Source organism: Salinicoccus carnicancri Crm, from assembly GCF_000330705.1.
GTDB classification, from domain to species: Bacteria; Bacillota; Bacilli; order Staphylococcales; family Salinicoccaceae; genus Salinicoccus; species Salinicoccus carnicancri.
The window spans coordinates 516,087-531,515 of the sequence record NZ_ANAM01000008.1; the positions used below are offsets into that span (position 1 = coordinate 516,087).

Consider the following 15,429-nt stretch of genomic DNA (forward strand, 5'->3'; position numbering starts at 1 on the left):
TGTTTATAATTTTCTCCTGAATCGGTGGGATACCTGCACCTCTCCGGTTGCGGTCTTCGTCTTCTTGTCATGCTGGTATACGAAACCCCTCGCTTCGTAAAACGGCAGGCCGTATCCATTTCCTTCCTGCACGGAGACCCATTGACAGACTGCGCCCCGCTTCCTGTGGCTCTCTGTAATTTTTGCGAGCAGTTCTTTACCAATGCCCCGAAAGCGATACTTCCGGTCTACATAGAAGACGAATATTTCGGATGTATCAAGTGCCGTCATGCCCCCGCCGATGACGCCTGCGACTACACCATCCACCTCGGCAACATAGCTGTAGCTGCCATGCCTGATATCACCGGCCACCTTTTCCTCTGTGTACCAGAAGGAAACAATGCTCCGCTGGAAGGGTTCGGACATCGTCCCTTCCACCGTCTGGCGCCAGCCTTCACTGCATATTACGGCGACCTTCAGTGCATCAGAAATTACCGGTCTCCTGATTACAAGCTTCATCCGCACGCACCTCCGGTCCCTATTCATCCCGTCCTTCTTCCGGGGTTGAAACTTCTTTATCCTCTTCGACATATTTCACATTTTCATGCGCCTTCAGTTCAGCCACCTGGTTTTCATTGAGGGTGATCAGGTACATATGCATAATCCAGTATTCATGTTTTATGTCATCCGCGGCGATGTTCAACACCTCAAACTCCTTTAAGGTGAAAGGTGCTTTGACACTCACCAGATAATCTTTTTTCTCTTCCATACAGCCACACCCCGCAAGTAGAGTCAGCGCAGCATGAACCCCTGCCGAAAACAGGAATTCCCTGGATAAAGATCACCCCTCTTTTCGTTCAAGCAGCTGCACTATTTCATATTTGCCCAATTGTGCTATGTTGTTTTTCATGTTCGCCTGCTTCAGTGTCTCCTCTGCGATATCTTCCACCGCTTCCCGGTCGATGCCAAGTTCTTTCAAGGTCAGCCTCAGTCTTACTTTACCCTTCAGTTCATTGAACCCGCGGGCGAGGTCCCCGGCATCTTCGAATCCTATGTCCTTTGCATGCTGATTCAGCCGGGGGTCCGCCTCGGCGTTGATGACGAACCATTCCTCCAGTGAAAAGGCGCACGCCTCCCCGTGGGGGATGTTGAAATGGGAAGTCAGATAGTAGCTCATTGCATGTGATGCCGTCGTACCGGTCTGGCTGAAGGCCACACCGGCAAGCATGCTGCCGAGCGACATGTTCCTGCGTGCTTCCCTGTTCTCCGGCTCAAGAAATGCCGTCTCCAGATTTCGGAACGCAAGTCCCGCCGCACGGACAGCAAGCGCATCGGATATTGGATTGCTTTTGACCGAGCCGAGGCAGTCAAGCGCATGGCAGATGACATCGATGCCCGAGACGGCCGTAACATTGGGCGGACATGTAAATGTAAGCTCCGGATCCACAACCGCAAGCTTCGGATAGAGGCCTTTTCCTGCCAAAGGCACTTTCAAACCGTTTTCCTTATCACTGATGACACTTGTCGGCGTCACTTCCGAAGCGGAGCCGCTCGTAGACGGGATTGCGATGATCGGCAGTGCTTCTGTGAAATCTGTATGCCCGAACAGTTCACCGGCACCGATGCCCTGCATATACGATGCCGCAGCTGCTTTTGCTGCATCCATCACCGAGCCGCCGCCCGTTGCAATCACGGCATGAGCATCATGCTCATACATTGCGCTGGCAATCGATTCGACATTCGCGAGCGTCGGATTCGCTTCGATTCCCGTGACCACCTCACACACCTTGCTCCCGAGCAATGATTCGATCAGTTCCACGACACCATTCTTCACCTGGGATCCTGATGCCGCCACGACAATCCGTTCAAAGCCAAAGTCTTCAACAAATTCATTCAGCCGGGTGAAGATACCTTCCCCGAACTTTATCTCTACTGGGTTATTGAATGAGAACATGATTCCCCTCCTTTGCCGCCATTATATAATAAAATTCCCGCCATCACTAAAAAAAGCATTCCGGTAATCCGGAATGCCTTGAAAAACTTTAGAGCATGCGTTTCATTTCTTCAGCCACATGTTCAACTTCCGTACCTACAACAACCTGAACGTTGTTTTTGCCCGGCTTGACCACACCATGGGCACCTGAAGTCTTAATCTGGCCTTCGTCGATCTTAGAGTCATCGTGGACATTTATCCTCAGCCTTGTCGTGCAGTAATCCACCGTGTCGATGTTCTCCTTGCCGCCGAGTCCGATGAGGATCTTGTCAGCCTGCTGTGAATACCTGTCGTCGGGCTTACCGTCTGAGATGCTTTCAGATGCGCTGTCATCAGAAACGGTGGAGGCACCGTCTTCAGCCAGTACAGACGCGTCACGCCCCGGTGTCTTGAGGTCGAGCATCGTGATGATCGCCCTGAAAATCACATAGTACAGGACGAAGAACACAAGCCCCTGCACGATGAGCATGTACGGCTGATTAGCGATCGGCACCTGCGTGCTCAGCACAAAGTCTATCAGACCGGCGCTGAAACCGAAACCTGCCGTCCATTCGAACAATGCTGCAACGAACATGGACAGTCCTGTCAGGAATGCATGGACAATATAGAGCAGCGGAGCGAGGAACATGAATGAGAATTCCATCGGCTCGGTCACACCCGTAAGGAATGCTGTCAGGGCAGTTGCCAGAAGGACCGATCCTGCCGCTTTCTTATATTTCGTTTTTGCTGTGTGATACATTGCAAGTGCCGCACCCGGCAGACCGAACATCATGATTGGGAAGAAACCGGCCTGATAGCGTCCGGTTATGCCCTGCTCACCTTCGCTTGCCCAGAAGTTTCCGATATCATTGATCCCAACAGTATCGAACCAGAACACTGAGTTGAGTGCATGGTGCAGTCCCGTCGGAATGAGGAGCCTGTTGAAAAATCCGTAGATGCCGGCACCGACCGCCCCGAGGCCGCTGATCCACTCACCGAAGTTGAAGAGCAGATTATACAGCAGCGGCCAGGCGACATAGAGGATGCCTGTGACCGCAAGCATGACGAATACCGCAATGATTGGCACTGCGCGCCTGCCGCTGAAGAAAGCAAGGTACGGCGGCAGTTTCGTTTCACTGAACCGGTTGTAGAGTGCAGCACTTATCAGACCGGTGACGATACCGATCAGAACGTTGTTTTCGATGACGCCGAATGCCTCACCGACCTCTTCGGCCGGCACTCCCTGCAGAAGTGCCACAGATTCCGCATTCAGAAGATTTGTGACTACCAGGAATGAGACCAGCCCTGTAATTGCCGCGGCGCCGTTCTTATCCTTGGACATGCCGAAGGCAAGCCCCACTGAAAAGATGATTGCAAGATGGTCGAATATGGATCTGCCGGCATTGATGAAGAATCCGGCGATGACACTCTCGCCGCCCCATCCAGTCGGGTCGATGGCATATCCGATACCGAGCAGCAGTGCTGCGGCCGGCAGCACCGACACAGGGAGCATGAATGATCTCCCCATATTTTGAACATAGCGTAACATATTTTTTCCTCCCTTTTTACCCTTTAATATATGTTATCGCTTACAATATAGCATATTTTGTCATATCTTTGATATACTATTTTTACCCACGCTTAAAGTTTTATGATAAATTATATTTTTTACAAGGAAGCGATCTGATGAAATTACTTATAAAAAATGCGCATATTGTCACCCATGAGAAAGTTCATGAGAATCATTGGCTGCTTACAGAAAACGGAAAAATCCATTCTTTCGGACCGATGGAAAACTGCCCGGAAGCTGACAACACAATAGATGCTGAACACAGCTACCTCCTGCCCGGCGCCATCGAGATGCATATCCACGGTGCAGACGGCGTTGATGCGATGGATGCAGACATGGAATATATCGAGAAGATTTCCGCCCACCTGCCGAAGACCGGATCCACATCGTTCCTTGCGACGACTATGACATCAACGATCGAGGATGTCGAACGGTCGCTCATGAACCTTGCGGATTACACCTATCAGTCCGGTGCCGAAATGCTCGGCATCCACCAGGAGGGCCCCTTCATATCCAAAAAGCACCCCGGCGCGCAGCATCCGGACCATATCATTACACCTGATGCAAAGATGATCCGCCGTCTCCAGGATATTTCCGGCAACAGGATCCGGCAGATCACGTTCGCACCGGAGGAGGATGAAAACGGCATATTCCTCGAGACTCTCAAGGAACTCGGCATCATTGCGTCCGCCGGCCACACCGATGCGCTGTATGAAACACTCACTGAGGCTGAAAAAAATGGCGTGAGCCATGTCACCCACCTGTATAACGGCATGCGCGGCCTCCACCACCGTGAGCCCGGCGTCGTCGGGTTCGCCTATATGTCCGATGCCTTCGTTGAAATCATCTCCGACGGCATCCATTCACGTCCCGCAATGGTGAAACTTGCCTACGACAACATCACTTCCGACCGGATGATCATGATCACCGATGCGATGCGTGCCCAGGGCCTGCCCGACGGCCGATATGACCTCGGCGGCCAGGAAGTCATTGTAGTGGGCAATGAAGCCCGTCTTGCCGACGGAACGCTTGCCGGCAGTGTGCTGACAATGGATCAGGCAGTGAGGAATATGTTCGCCTTCACCGGCTGCAGCTGGCCGGATATCGTGAAGATGTCATCCTACAATCCGGCAAGGGAACTCGGCATCACTGATCAGAAAGGCGTCATAAAAGAGGGCGCGGATGCGGATCTCGTCCTGTACGACGGGGAAGCCGACCTGATGCTTACAATCGTCAGAGGCAAAGTATTTTCATAGATGAACGGGAGGCTGGGACTAAACTATTCCAGTCATAAATAAGACGGACGTTGGCTTTTCCGGGGCATCGCGTGAGCCTGTAGTCTCACGCGATGCTATTCCCCCGGAAGTCTGACGTCCGTCTTTTAAAGTATAATCGATTATTTATATATATCCAGGGCTTATGCCCCATCTCCATTCATGTGCATCACCGGGGCTCGGGCAGGCTGACCTGGGCGATTTTCCCGATCTCATTGCAGAATATATCCCAGCCGCCCGGAAAACCATTGTTACCCGAACGTATCAGTTCACCCGCTGCCCTCTTCAACACGATTTCCCATTGTGTGCCTTCCAGCACGAACGGATTGTCATAACTTCGTTTCCAATTCAGTATATCCACCTCCCGAAGCATCTCCATAAGTTCCGTCAATTCCTTGTCCCCGAGCGTCGCTACGGTCTTTTCAACCCTGCCGCGCGTGGATCCCAGCCGGACTCCTCCGGTTTTCAGATCGATTTCTATTTCATTGAATCCCCGGTTGAAGCCGCCATAGGATATTTTCACACCATTTATTTCTCTGTAGGCAGCTTCAAAGGCTTCCGCTCTGTCCCATGCCCGGCCGCATTCACTGCAGACATATTCATCCATGTTCAACTCTTCTGTTTTGCGCGAGCCGCAGTCCACGCATTTCCTGTACATGATCACTGCACTCATCCTTTCAAAATACTGTGCATCCATTGTCTCACTAAAGATGTTTTTGTGCCCGGACTGGGTTTATCACATTAAAAAACACCTCCCGGAACCAACCGGGAAGTGCTCTTTCCGAAAGACTATTCCCACCATCTATCACGCTTGGCGTATGTGATGGAAAGTGTCTTCCGCTCTCTTTCTTTGTATGCGTTATGCCTTGCTTCAAGTTTGACCCTGTCTTCGCTGAGCGTACGGATGAAGGACACCATAAGCATGATGAAAATGGCTATCAGCGGTACCCCTGCAACGATGGAAGTCGTCTGAAGCAGACCCAATGAATCTTCCCCGCCGACCACAAGCAGTGAAAACGGCAGGAGGGATAATGCGAATGCCCAGAACAGCCTGTTCCACCTGTACGGTTCACCATCAACCTTGGTCTGCGTCGTACCGGCAAGTATATAGGAGCCTGAATCGAATGTCGTCGCCAGGTAAATCAGTGCAGTCACCAGAAACAGTACAGTGATGACCTCTCCCATCGGCAGCTGGGCGATGATTGCCATGATGGCATCTTCACCGCTGTGGTTCTGCAGGACCCCGGTAACCGAGTATGTGCCTGAAAGTTCAAGCCACAGGCCGTAATTGCCAAGTATCCCGAAAAATAGTACAGATCCAAGCGTTCCGTATACGAGCGTACCCAGTACAATTTCCTTCAGGCGTCTGCCTTTGGATATGCGTGCGATGAACAATCCGACAAACGGCGCATACACAAGCCACCATGCCCAGTAGAACACTGTCCAGTCCTGCGGGAATGACGTTTCCGGGATGCTACCTTGTCCGCCGAATGGTTCAAGCCATGTTGCCATGCGGAAGAAATCTCTGAACATCAGTCCAATACTCGATACCGTCGTCTCCATGATGAAAATTGTCGGTCCGACAAGGAATACAAAGGCAAGCAGTATGAACGTCAGCCATATATTGATGTCGCTGAGGAACTTTATACCGCGCTTCAGGCCGGAATACGAACTGAAGGCAAAAATCAATGTTGCAGCCACCAGTATGCCAAGCCGCAGCATCAGGTTTTGCCCGTCAACTCCGGATAATGATTCGATGCCTGCGGCAATCATCGGTGTGGCAAGGCCGAGTGTCGTCCCCGCCCCGCCGAGCAGTCCGAATATGAACAGGATGTCGATGAGTTTGCCCGGCCATCTTTCCGTGTACTTCCCGAGCACCTTTTCACACGCCAGACTGATTTTCAGTATAGGCGTCTTTTTCACATACAGCGAATAGGCGATCGGCAGCGCCGGGAGGACATATATTGCCCAGGCAATCGGTCCCCAGTGGAACATGCCGTAAGTGCTGGCATAGTTGATTGCTTCCTCGCTTTTCGGTTCCAGATGGAATGGCGGCGCCTCATAATAGTACACCCATTCGATGACCCCCCAGTAGAGGATGCTTGAGCCGATACCCGCACAGAACAGCATGGCCGCCCAGCTGAGTGTCTTGAACTCCGGCTCGTCATTTGCCTCTCCGAGAGTCACCTGGCCGTATTTGCCGAATGCTATATAGAGTACGAAAGCAAGCACGGCACCCCCAAGTGCAAGGTACACAGCACCAAGGCCCGTCGTCACAATGTTATTCAGAGCAAGTATGATCATATTGCTCGCTTCAGGAAACACCATGAGTGGTATGACAACAGAAAGCAGTATCAAAAGTGACACGACAAATGTCGGCCAGTCCATCAATCTGTATTTTTTCATTTTTCCCCACCTCTTGTAAGTTTCTGATACGTTGGATAAAGCAACTTATTCATCTTAACACAGTGAGACATTAAATCAACTGTCCAGACGGTAAAGTTTAGTATCCGTTCATTTATAGCGGTATTTTTTGAACCTGACGGTAAACGGCAGAAAGACAACCAGATAGATTACCAGCAGGGCGATGCTCATCAGAATGGATATGCCGGCCGGCAGCTGCATGACGGGCACCAGCAGGAACACCATCAGCGCCACACCAAGGATGGCAATATAATCATAAATGATCGCAAGTGTCGAAGGCTCTAAATACTCCCGGCATCCCGGACACCTTATACGGGTCCTCGGTTTTATTGCATAGCCCAGCAGTTTCTCTTTATAAGTCCAAACGTGATTGCAATACGGGCATTCACCCATATTTTCACCCCCTCTTTTTATCATTCCATTATAAGGTAAATCCACTCTTCAACCAAGAAGTTTTCAGAAAGTATGAAAACCTTTACAAAATGCTGAGTATTCAGATAAAATTAACGTATAACTGTTAGGAGGTAAGGTAGATGGTATATGAATTTCCGCACAAAGAGAATGCACAGTACAAGGTCAAAGCACAATATGAGAACTATATCGGGGGCGAATGGGTGCCGCCTGCAGGCGGACAGTATTTTGATAATGAATCACCGGTGATCGGCAAGGCCGTGTCCAAAGTCCCGCGTTCCACGAAGGAGGATGTCGACAGGGCGATTGAAGCGGCCCATGAGGCGCAGAAGTCATGGGGGCAGACTTCCCCGACCGAGCGCAGCAACATCCTTCTCAAGATTGCCGACCGTATCGAGGAAAACCTCGAGGAACTCGCGGTGCTTGAAACATTCGAGAACGGCAAGGCTGTCCGTGAGACTCTGAATGCCGACCTGCCTCTTGTGGTCGATCATTACAGATATTTCGCCGGCGCCATCCGCGCTCAGGAAGGCGGCATTTCCCAGATTGACAATGATACAGTGGCCTACCACTATCATGAGCCGCTCGGTGTCGTCGGCCAGATCATCCCATGGAACTTCCCGCTGCTCATGGCGACGTGGAAGCTCGCTCCGGCGCTTGCGGCGGGCAACTCCGTCGTACTGAAACCTGCGGAACAGACACCATCGACCATCCTGCATCTGATGGAACTTGTCGGCGACCTCATTCCGAAAGGTGTCGTGAACATTGTCAACGGTTTCGGTTCAGAAGCCGGACAGTCACTCGCCACCCACGACAAGATCAACAAGATCGCGTTCACCGGTGAGACGACTACGGGACGCATTATCATGCAGAACGCCAGCCAGAACATCATCCCCGTCACACTGGAACTCGGCGGCAAATCTCCGAACATCTTCGCCAAAGACGTAATGGATGCAGATGATGATTACCTGGACAAGGCTATTGAAGGACTCGTAATGTTCGCCCTGAATCAGGGTGAAGTATGTACTTGCCCATCACGTGCACTGATCCACGAGGATATTTATGATGAATTCATCAAACGTGTTATCGAACGTGTCGAAAAGATCCAGGTAGGCAACCCGTTCGATGAAAATACGATGATGGGTGCCCAGACTTCAAAAGAGCAGAAAGAGAAGATCAGCTCCTATCTTGAAATCGGGCGGAAGGAAGGTGCGGAAATACTGACGGGCGGTAGTATCAAGGAAGTGGATGGAGATATCGAAGGTGGATACTATTTCGAGCCGACCATCTTCAAAGGCGACAACACGATGCGCATCTTCCAGGAGGAGATCTTCGGACCGGTGCTCGCTGTCGCGACATACAAGGACGATGACGAAGCCATTGCAATCGCCAATGATACACTGTACGGTCTCGGTGCCGGTGTATGGACCCGCTCGCAGAATAAAGCCTACAGATTCGGACGTTCAATCCAGGCCGGCCGTGTATGGGTGAACACATATCACGATTACCCTGCCCATGCTGCATTCGGCGGCTATAAGATGAGTGGTATCGGCCGCGAAAACCACCTCATGATGCTCAGCCATTACCAGCAGACCAAGAACCTGCTGGTCAGCTACAGCGAATCCCCAAAAGGATTCTTCTAAAAATGGAAACGCTGAACAGTATTGATGCAACAGAAGCTGCCAGATCCCTGATCAGGGATCTGAAAGAAGAGCATGGTCCACTCATATTCCATCAGTCCGGCGGATGCTGCGACGGATCGAGTCCGATGTGCTTCCGGGAAGGTACGATGATCATCGGGGATGCCGATGTCAAACTCGGCGAAGTCGAAGGCGTGCCGTTCTATATGCACCACAGGCAGTACGAATACTGGAAACATACGCGGCTCACACTGGATGTCGTGGAAGGCATCGGAGGCATGTTCAGCATAGAAGGTCCACGCGGGGTCAGATTCCATATCCGTTCGGAACCGATAGAAGGATAGATTTCGACAGAAACCGGGGATACCCGGTTTTTTTTATGGCTTTTTGCGGGCAATGGGCGGAGTGCTATGTACACGTTGTCCTTTTTATGCCTGCTCCCCGGAATCCATCTGATGGCACAGGCGCGCAAAAAGCCCGGGACAATCGTCCCGGGCTCCCCGCTCGCGTCCAGACCTACTCATCTTCGTCGAACTCGTAGTAATCGGCAAGTATGTCTTTGATTTTAATTGGTTTTTCAGACTGGATGAGTTTGATGTTGGAAGTCACCTGATCGCACCCCTCATTTTCAAGATGACGGTTCAGTTTCTTCACAAGGTTCATCAGTTCATCAATTGATCCTTCGACTGTCGTTTCCATCGGACCGACAAAATGGGTCAGTCCGCTTTCTTCGATGATCTCAATCGCACTGTTGACGTGCGATTGATAATCACTCGTTTTGGGATGATGGGGCACCAGCTGGATAGCCATAATGTAGTTCATATTCTATTCCTCCCTGATAAATGTGCTTCTGATTGTCAATTTTATGATAACATTGCCGTAAATGCTTTTAAAGTAAACGCACTGATCATAATCATTTTCACAAGGAGTGTTCACATGAATTTCAAAGGGATGAAGTGGCTGAATTTCACACTTACCATCATCGCACTGTTTGCCATCTACATATTCCTCAGCAGCCGGGTGAATCCTGCGCTCTCCAATATCCTCGCCGTCGTCCTCATCATCATCGGACTCTTATCCCTGATACCGGTGCTGAAGAAACCCAAAGATGGCAATGGATGATGGAGGCTGCGGAAGCCGGTAAAGGCTATGCAGTCTTTTATTCCATGTAGTCGACTATTTCCACCTCGTCGGAATACTCCGTCATATGGGAAGTGACATCTTCATAAACCGATGCCGCATCGGATAAACCATATTCTCCGGCATCAGCAAGCGGTACAAGCCGGAAATTGTCATATTCCTCACTCGCCACATATGTCGGCATGAATTCGACATCATCCACACTGGTCTCCCCGCCGGTTTTCGTCACATCGAAGCCGATGATGCCTCCGAGCTTCGTTTCAAGTGACTGCTGGGCGCTGAAGAAGTTCCCGAGAGAATAGGCGATGACCGCATCCCTGCCATCCGCCGTCTCATTTATCTCTATCGGCTGGAGCACGTGCGGGTGATGGCCCAGAACGATGTCAGCCCCGCGTTCTGTCATCTCAATCATCTGCTGCCTGTCATTCTCCCGCGGATACTCTTCATATTCCACCCCCTGGTGCATGCTGACGATGAGCAGATCGACCTTCTCATCAAGTGCCTCGATATCCTGGTTGATCGGACTGCCGTCGATCAGATTGACCAGATAGTCCTTGCCTTCAGGTACCGGCATCCCGTTTGTTCCGTATGTATATCCCAGGAAGCCGACTTTGATGCCGTTCAACTCAAGTATCCTGTCGCGCTCTGCATCCTCTGCACTCTTGTTGGCACCGACGTACTCAATCCCTTTATCTTCGAACAGATTGATGGTCCGGAGTATGCCCTCCTCCTTCTTGTCGAGGGTATGGTTGTTCGCATTCGACACGATATCCGCACCGAACTCCAGCAGCAGATCGCCCGCTTCAACCGGCGAGTTGAAGTTCGGATAGCCGCTCAGGCCGAGTGCCTCCCCCCCAATCGGTGTTTCCTGATTCAGGAAAGTAAGGTCTTTGTCATTCAAGTAAGGCGCCACTTCAGACACACGCGAAGCAAAATCATAGCCATCCGCCGTCTCCACATCTTCATACAGGTGATCGTGGATCAGCACATCACCCGCCCCCGCAAATGAGAAACTCTGCGAAAAATTCTGCGCAATGATGGATGACACATCCGCCGCCTCCACAGGCTCCAGTTCCTTCTCGAATGTCCCATTTGGCTCCGCATCCGCACCGCCCCCTCCGAAAAGGCCCAGAAATAACAATACCGGCAATAAAAATTTCATATCCATCCCCCATTTATTTTTATCCAAGTACGCGCCACATATAGAGTGTCGCATATGCACCGAATTGCCCCCACCAGCTGATGATGTCCTCTATGTACTCGGCACCGGGCTTCCCATCCAGGCCATCTGTGATTTTGAGCGCATTCCGGAGACCGGCATCCCCGACGGGCACCGCATGTCTGAACTTGACCGTTCGCATCAGCACAACATTGGCGCTCCACGGACCGATGCCCCGCACTCCGGTCAGATGCGTTTTTGCCCCGCTGTAACTGTCAAAACTCTGCAGATATTCCTTCGACAGACTGCCGTTCTCCACCCCTTCGGCACAATTCAGTATATACTCCGCCTTCCGTCTTGAAATCTGCATCTCCCGCATATCTTCCACTGTGAGCGTAAGCAGTTCCCCGGCACTCGGCATGATCCAGTATTTTTCACCTTCGTACTCGATGAAATGGCCAAAATATTCCACGAGCCGCCTCTTCAGCTCAAAGGCGAATTTCATGTTGATCTGCTGTCCGATGATCGACCAGACCAGCACATCGGTTACATTGACATAAGCGAGCATGCGGAACCCGTAATACTCGCCGGTCACCGCCTCAAACCGCCCATCCCTGCGCGCAAAGGCGTAAAAACGCTCCAGATCATAATCCAGATCGAACCAGTCTGCCACATATTCACTGACCACGCACTCCCCTGCACCCTCATCATGTAAAATCTCAACCTCGAGTCCATCCGGCTCCGCCGACTCCGACACTTCGAATAAAACCCGCCTGCCGCCAAATATTTCCGCGCGACGCACTTTTCCACCCCTGGTCTGATACAGGCAGTCGTCCTGACGCTCCATGAAATCATACATCACTCCGAAATCGAAGGGACCATTGGCCCGCAGGATCATATTCTTCTTTGTCCTTTCACAATGTCTCCCTGCCTCGGTTCGCGCCCTTCGGCGAACTGTATCCTGATGGATTCCGACTCATATGGATGGGAACCGTTCATCACATGGAAGTGAAGGTGTGGAGTATCCGAAGCACCGCTGTTTCCGCACTGTGCCAGCTTTTGGCCCGACTCAACCTCATCACCGACTGCCACCGTGATGGAATGCTCCCGGAGATGCGCAAGCATCGTATATTCATCATAGCCGTGTTCCAGGATGATGCAGTTGCCTTCCGGCGATACCATGCTCATACGGTGCGGTGCATTATCCTCCACATCCTTGATGACATGGATGACTTTGCCCGCCCTCGGCGCCACAACTTCCTCACCATATGCATGATAGGACAGCAGCTCACCCGGATCCCCGGAAAATGCCCTGCCGTCCACTTTTTTGATGAAGTCATAGGCGTATCTCTGGTGCATATGGGAATAGTGGTAGTTCAGAAAGCTGTCCGTGCCGCCCCAGAGGACGAACCATTCCCCTGTAAACGGTACGCGGTAGCTGTTGATCGTCGATTCCCTGTCAGTATCGAACTTCTCGTAAATATCAAACTGTATGCCCATGATTTCCCCTTCATTGTTGAAGGCGGTAACAATCATGCGGCCGCTTTCCTCCGCCACCCACTGATAGCGTTTGATACCCGGCTCCAGCTGATTTGTCCGCTTCAGGGAGAACCGTCCGGCGCCATCGTTGAACTCCGCTGCGGCTGCGGTAAATTCATCCTCCCCCATGCTCAGCCGGAAATCTCTGATCGTCTGATTGTATATGCGCTTGAAGTTCCCCTCCGAGAAATGATATCCAAACTCTTCCGGAAATACTCTGTCCTTCGCCATCTGATCATCTCCATACGTCGTTTTACTACCTTAATCATACCGGAAACAGTCATACCCGTCACGGCACGCCTACTCTATCTTCTCGATGATTTCCTCTGTCTGCTTCTCGACCGATATCAGATCGTTGAGCCTGTAGGTGCCATAATCGAGCAGGATGACATTCTCACGAGGCACACCGAGAGTCTCCGACACCTCTTCCCCGACATCCTCCTGTCCGCCTTCCCTGACGCTCACAAATACATAATCCGTCTCCACCCCTTCCAGATCTCTGAGTGTTTCAGGACCCGATCCCCGCTCTTCGAACTCGGCCTCAAGCGTCTCGTCAATACCGAATTTCAAAACATCATAGACCGCCTCCGTCCCGAAACCTGCATATTCCTCGTACAGGAAATATCCGTCCTCCTCCTTTGACAGGACCATGGCTGTATTGCCCGCCACAATATCCGCAGCCTCGCGCTGCAGGCGGGTCGCCTCCTCAAGCCATTCATCACCGATCGCTTCGGCCTTCTCCTCTCTGTTCAGTATGACACCGAGGTTGAACAGATGCGTCAGATACAGACGCTCCTTGAAAGGACTGAATGTGGAGGTGCTATAGTTCACCTGCACTGTCGGCGCTATTTCCTGGTAATCAAACAGATATTCATCCGTCGTATACGTCACAATCAGGTCCGGATCGATCCCTTTCAGTGACTGAAGGTCCCCATGCTCAAGATACACCGCATCACCGCCCGTAAGTTCCCGGGCATACCGGCTGTCCTCAACGATGCCTGTCACAGCCCGGGTATCGCTGCCGAGAAGTTCCGCATTCCCTGCATCAATTGCGCGGAACAGGACGACACGTTCTGGATTGGAGGGCAGTTCAATCTCCTCACTGTGTTCGGTCATAATCTGTCTGATTTCACCATCGTCGGAAACCCCTGTTTCTCTGAAACTGCTGCAGGCAGGCAGCAATAGCGCCGACAGAATCACTATCATCAATCTCATTTTCATTTTTGCATATCCCCTATGTTCAGATCAGTTTCCATTATACACCAAACACTACCCGGTTAAAATGACACAAAAAGAGACCGGGGGACCCCGGTCTCTTTTGCGTCATATTCTTTTATCCTGCGTTTCTGTTTGGTTCCATTTCCAGATGGAGTTCCCGTGTCCTGTATTTATAGAGGAACTCGAGCGTCCGGTCTATGTCACCATCCGACACGCTTTTCAGACTGACTCCGATATGTCCCCCTACCCAGAAGTGAATCACTGTACCAAGCATCAGCAGTTTCTCCTCACTGATCCCTGTGATGTCCTCATAGAGCACACCCCTGCTCTCGATCTCCCTTTCATTGATGTAGATCCTTATAAACAGGCGATGGGTTGTCGGAATGATGGCGCCGTAAAATTCATGTCGGCCATCCTGTTCATACTCGATGGTCCCGACAAGCGCTGGACCGACCACTTCATTCTCAAAAAGCTCTATGCTTCCCATGTCCTTCAAACGTTTGTACATCTTCCATCCCCCTTAATGTTTGTCGTTATCATTACCCCCACTCTTAATATAATAAACAATTCCAAATTTTGCAAATATTAAACCGCTTATCATTCCCACACATCCGCCGATAATGTTGAGTATTACATCATCCACATTCGAAATCCTGCCGATCGGCAGGATATACTGGAGGAATTCAATCGACACCGACGTGAGAAACGTGAGAAACACTGTCCAGAACGCCCGCCTTAAAAGCAGGTATACGAAAAAGCCGAAAGGGACGAAAAGTACGATGTTCATCAAGAGTGAGTTGATGATTGCCCTTGTCGTTGCATATTCCCACGTGTCGATGATGCTCAGAAACGGAATGAATGATGTGACTTTTTCAGGATTATTGCTTGGCAGCATCGTCACAAGCGCCATGCCGATCAGAGTCATCAAAAGCCCGACATACGTCAGATAGCTCACGATCTTCTTTCTGTTGTCCAGTTTGTATCCGCTGCGGCTGTTTATCAGGAGTGTGATGAATACCACCGCAAAGAACAATATGATAAAAACCGGGATGACCGGTTCAAAAGCGTTGTAAAGTTCGTACATTTTCCATTCCTCTTATCTG

General features: G+C 51.0%; 18 protein-coding genes. 4 read left to right on the plus strand and 14 right to left on the minus strand.

The genetic code is table 11. From position 1 onward, the window contains the following. Positions 1-3: 3 nt before the first annotated feature. From C792_RS0110385 to nagE, 4 genes are all read right to left on the minus strand, one after another. Positions 4-498, minus strand: a complete 495-nt coding sequence (locus tag C792_RS0110385) for a GNAT family N-acetyltransferase (RefSeq protein WP_017549382.1) — start codon at positions 496-498, stop codon at positions 4-6. A 19-nt stretch (positions 499-517) separates the two neighbouring features. Beyond that, entirely contained in the window at positions 518-748 is a 231-nt protein-coding gene (locus C792_RS0110390; protein WP_017549383.1) for a protease inhibitor I9 family protein, read from the minus strand. 72 nt (positions 749-820) lie between these two features. Further along, complete coding sequence (locus C792_RS0110395; RefSeq protein ID WP_017549384.1) at positions 821-1,933, minus strand: iron-containing alcohol dehydrogenase; 1,113 nt, start codon at positions 1,931-1,933, stop codon at positions 821-823. Positions 1,934-2,021: 88 nt separating this feature from the next. Continuing rightward, a complete protein-coding gene (gene nagE, locus C792_RS0110400; protein WP_026090320.1) occupies positions 2,022-3,500 on the minus strand; it encodes an N-acetylglucosamine-specific PTS transporter subunit IIBC in 1,479 nt (492 codons plus the stop codon). A gap of 137 nt (positions 3,501-3,637) precedes the next feature. Here nagE and nagA point away from each other — a divergent pair, with 137 nt between their 5' ends. Continuing rightward, a complete protein-coding gene (gene nagA / locus C792_RS0110405) occupies positions 3,638-4,777 on the plus strand; it encodes an N-acetylglucosamine-6-phosphate deacetylase (protein WP_017549386.1) in 1,140 nt (379 codons plus the stop codon). A gap of 187 nt (positions 4,778-4,964) precedes the next feature. On the opposite strand, the gene C792_RS0110410 is transcribed toward nagA, so the two are convergent. From C792_RS0110410 to C792_RS14475, 3 genes are all read right to left on the minus strand, one after another. Then, positions 4,965-5,492, minus strand: coding sequence for a hypothetical protein (locus tag C792_RS0110410; protein WP_017549387.1), 528 nt, complete (start codon positions 5,490-5,492; stop codon positions 4,965-4,967). A 92-nt stretch (positions 5,493-5,584) separates the two neighbouring features. Continuing rightward, positions 5,585-7,201 (minus strand): BCCT family transporter, encoded by a 1,617-nt coding sequence (locus tag C792_RS0110415; RefSeq protein WP_017549388.1) that lies wholly within the window; start codon positions 7,199-7,201, stop codon positions 5,585-5,587. Between the two features lie 108 nt (positions 7,202-7,309). Next, positions 7,310-7,612 (minus strand): TIGR04104 family putative zinc finger protein, encoded by a 303-nt coding sequence (locus C792_RS14475; protein WP_017549389.1) that lies wholly within the window; start codon positions 7,610-7,612, stop codon positions 7,310-7,312. 140 nt (positions 7,613-7,752) lie between these two features. On the opposite strand from C792_RS14475, the gene exaC reads away from it, so the two are divergent. Continuing rightward, a complete protein-coding gene (gene exaC / locus C792_RS0110425; protein WP_017549390.1) occupies positions 7,753-9,273 on the plus strand; it encodes an acetaldehyde dehydrogenase ExaC in 1,521 nt (506 codons plus the stop codon). A gap of 2 nt (positions 9,274-9,275) precedes the next feature. After that, on the plus strand, positions 9,276-9,614 hold the full coding sequence (locus C792_RS0110430) for a DUF779 domain-containing protein (protein WP_017549391.1): 339 nt from the start codon (positions 9,276-9,278) through the stop codon (positions 9,612-9,614). A 172-nt stretch (positions 9,615-9,786) separates the two neighbouring features. On the opposite strand, the gene C792_RS0110435 is transcribed toward C792_RS0110430, so the two are convergent. Further along, on the minus strand, positions 9,787-10,092 hold the full coding sequence (locus C792_RS0110435; protein ID WP_017549392.1) for a thiamine-binding protein: 306 nt from the start codon (positions 10,090-10,092) through the stop codon (positions 9,787-9,789). A gap of 114 nt (positions 10,093-10,206) precedes the next feature. Between C792_RS0110435 and C792_RS0110440 the strand changes: the two genes are divergently transcribed. Then, a complete protein-coding gene (locus tag C792_RS0110440; protein ID WP_017549393.1) occupies positions 10,207-10,392 on the plus strand; it encodes a hypothetical protein in 186 nt (61 codons plus the stop codon). 37 nt (positions 10,393-10,429) lie between these two features. On the opposite strand, the gene C792_RS0110445 is transcribed toward C792_RS0110440, so the two are convergent. The 6 genes from C792_RS0110445 to C792_RS0110470 form a co-directional block, all read right to left on the minus strand. Then, a complete protein-coding gene (locus C792_RS0110445) occupies positions 10,430-11,572 on the minus strand; it encodes a CapA family protein (protein WP_017549394.1) in 1,143 nt (380 codons plus the stop codon). Positions 11,573-11,591: 19 nt separating this feature from the next. Next, entirely contained in the window at positions 11,592-12,467 is an 876-nt protein-coding gene (locus C792_RS0110450) for a DNA-3-methyladenine glycosylase family protein (protein WP_017549395.1), read from the minus strand. Next, entirely contained in the window at positions 12,464-13,339 is an 876-nt protein-coding gene (locus C792_RS0110455; protein ID WP_017549396.1) for a M23 family metallopeptidase, read from the minus strand. The genes C792_RS0110450 and C792_RS0110455 overlap by 4 nt, the downstream gene beginning before the upstream one ends. Positions 13,340-13,408: 69 nt before the next feature. Continuing rightward, complete coding sequence (locus tag C792_RS0110460; protein WP_017549397.1) at positions 13,409-14,329, minus strand: TroA family protein; 921 nt, start codon at positions 14,327-14,329, stop codon at positions 13,409-13,411. A gap of 112 nt (positions 14,330-14,441) precedes the next feature. After that, on the minus strand, positions 14,442-14,834 hold the full coding sequence (locus tag C792_RS0110465) for a hypothetical protein (protein WP_017549398.1): 393 nt from the start codon (positions 14,832-14,834) through the stop codon (positions 14,442-14,444). Between the two features lie 12 nt (positions 14,835-14,846). Next, positions 14,847-15,410, minus strand: a complete 564-nt coding sequence (locus tag C792_RS0110470; RefSeq protein WP_017549399.1) for a VanZ family protein — start codon at positions 15,408-15,410, stop codon at positions 14,847-14,849. Between the last annotated feature and the right edge of the window lie 19 nt (positions 15,411-15,429).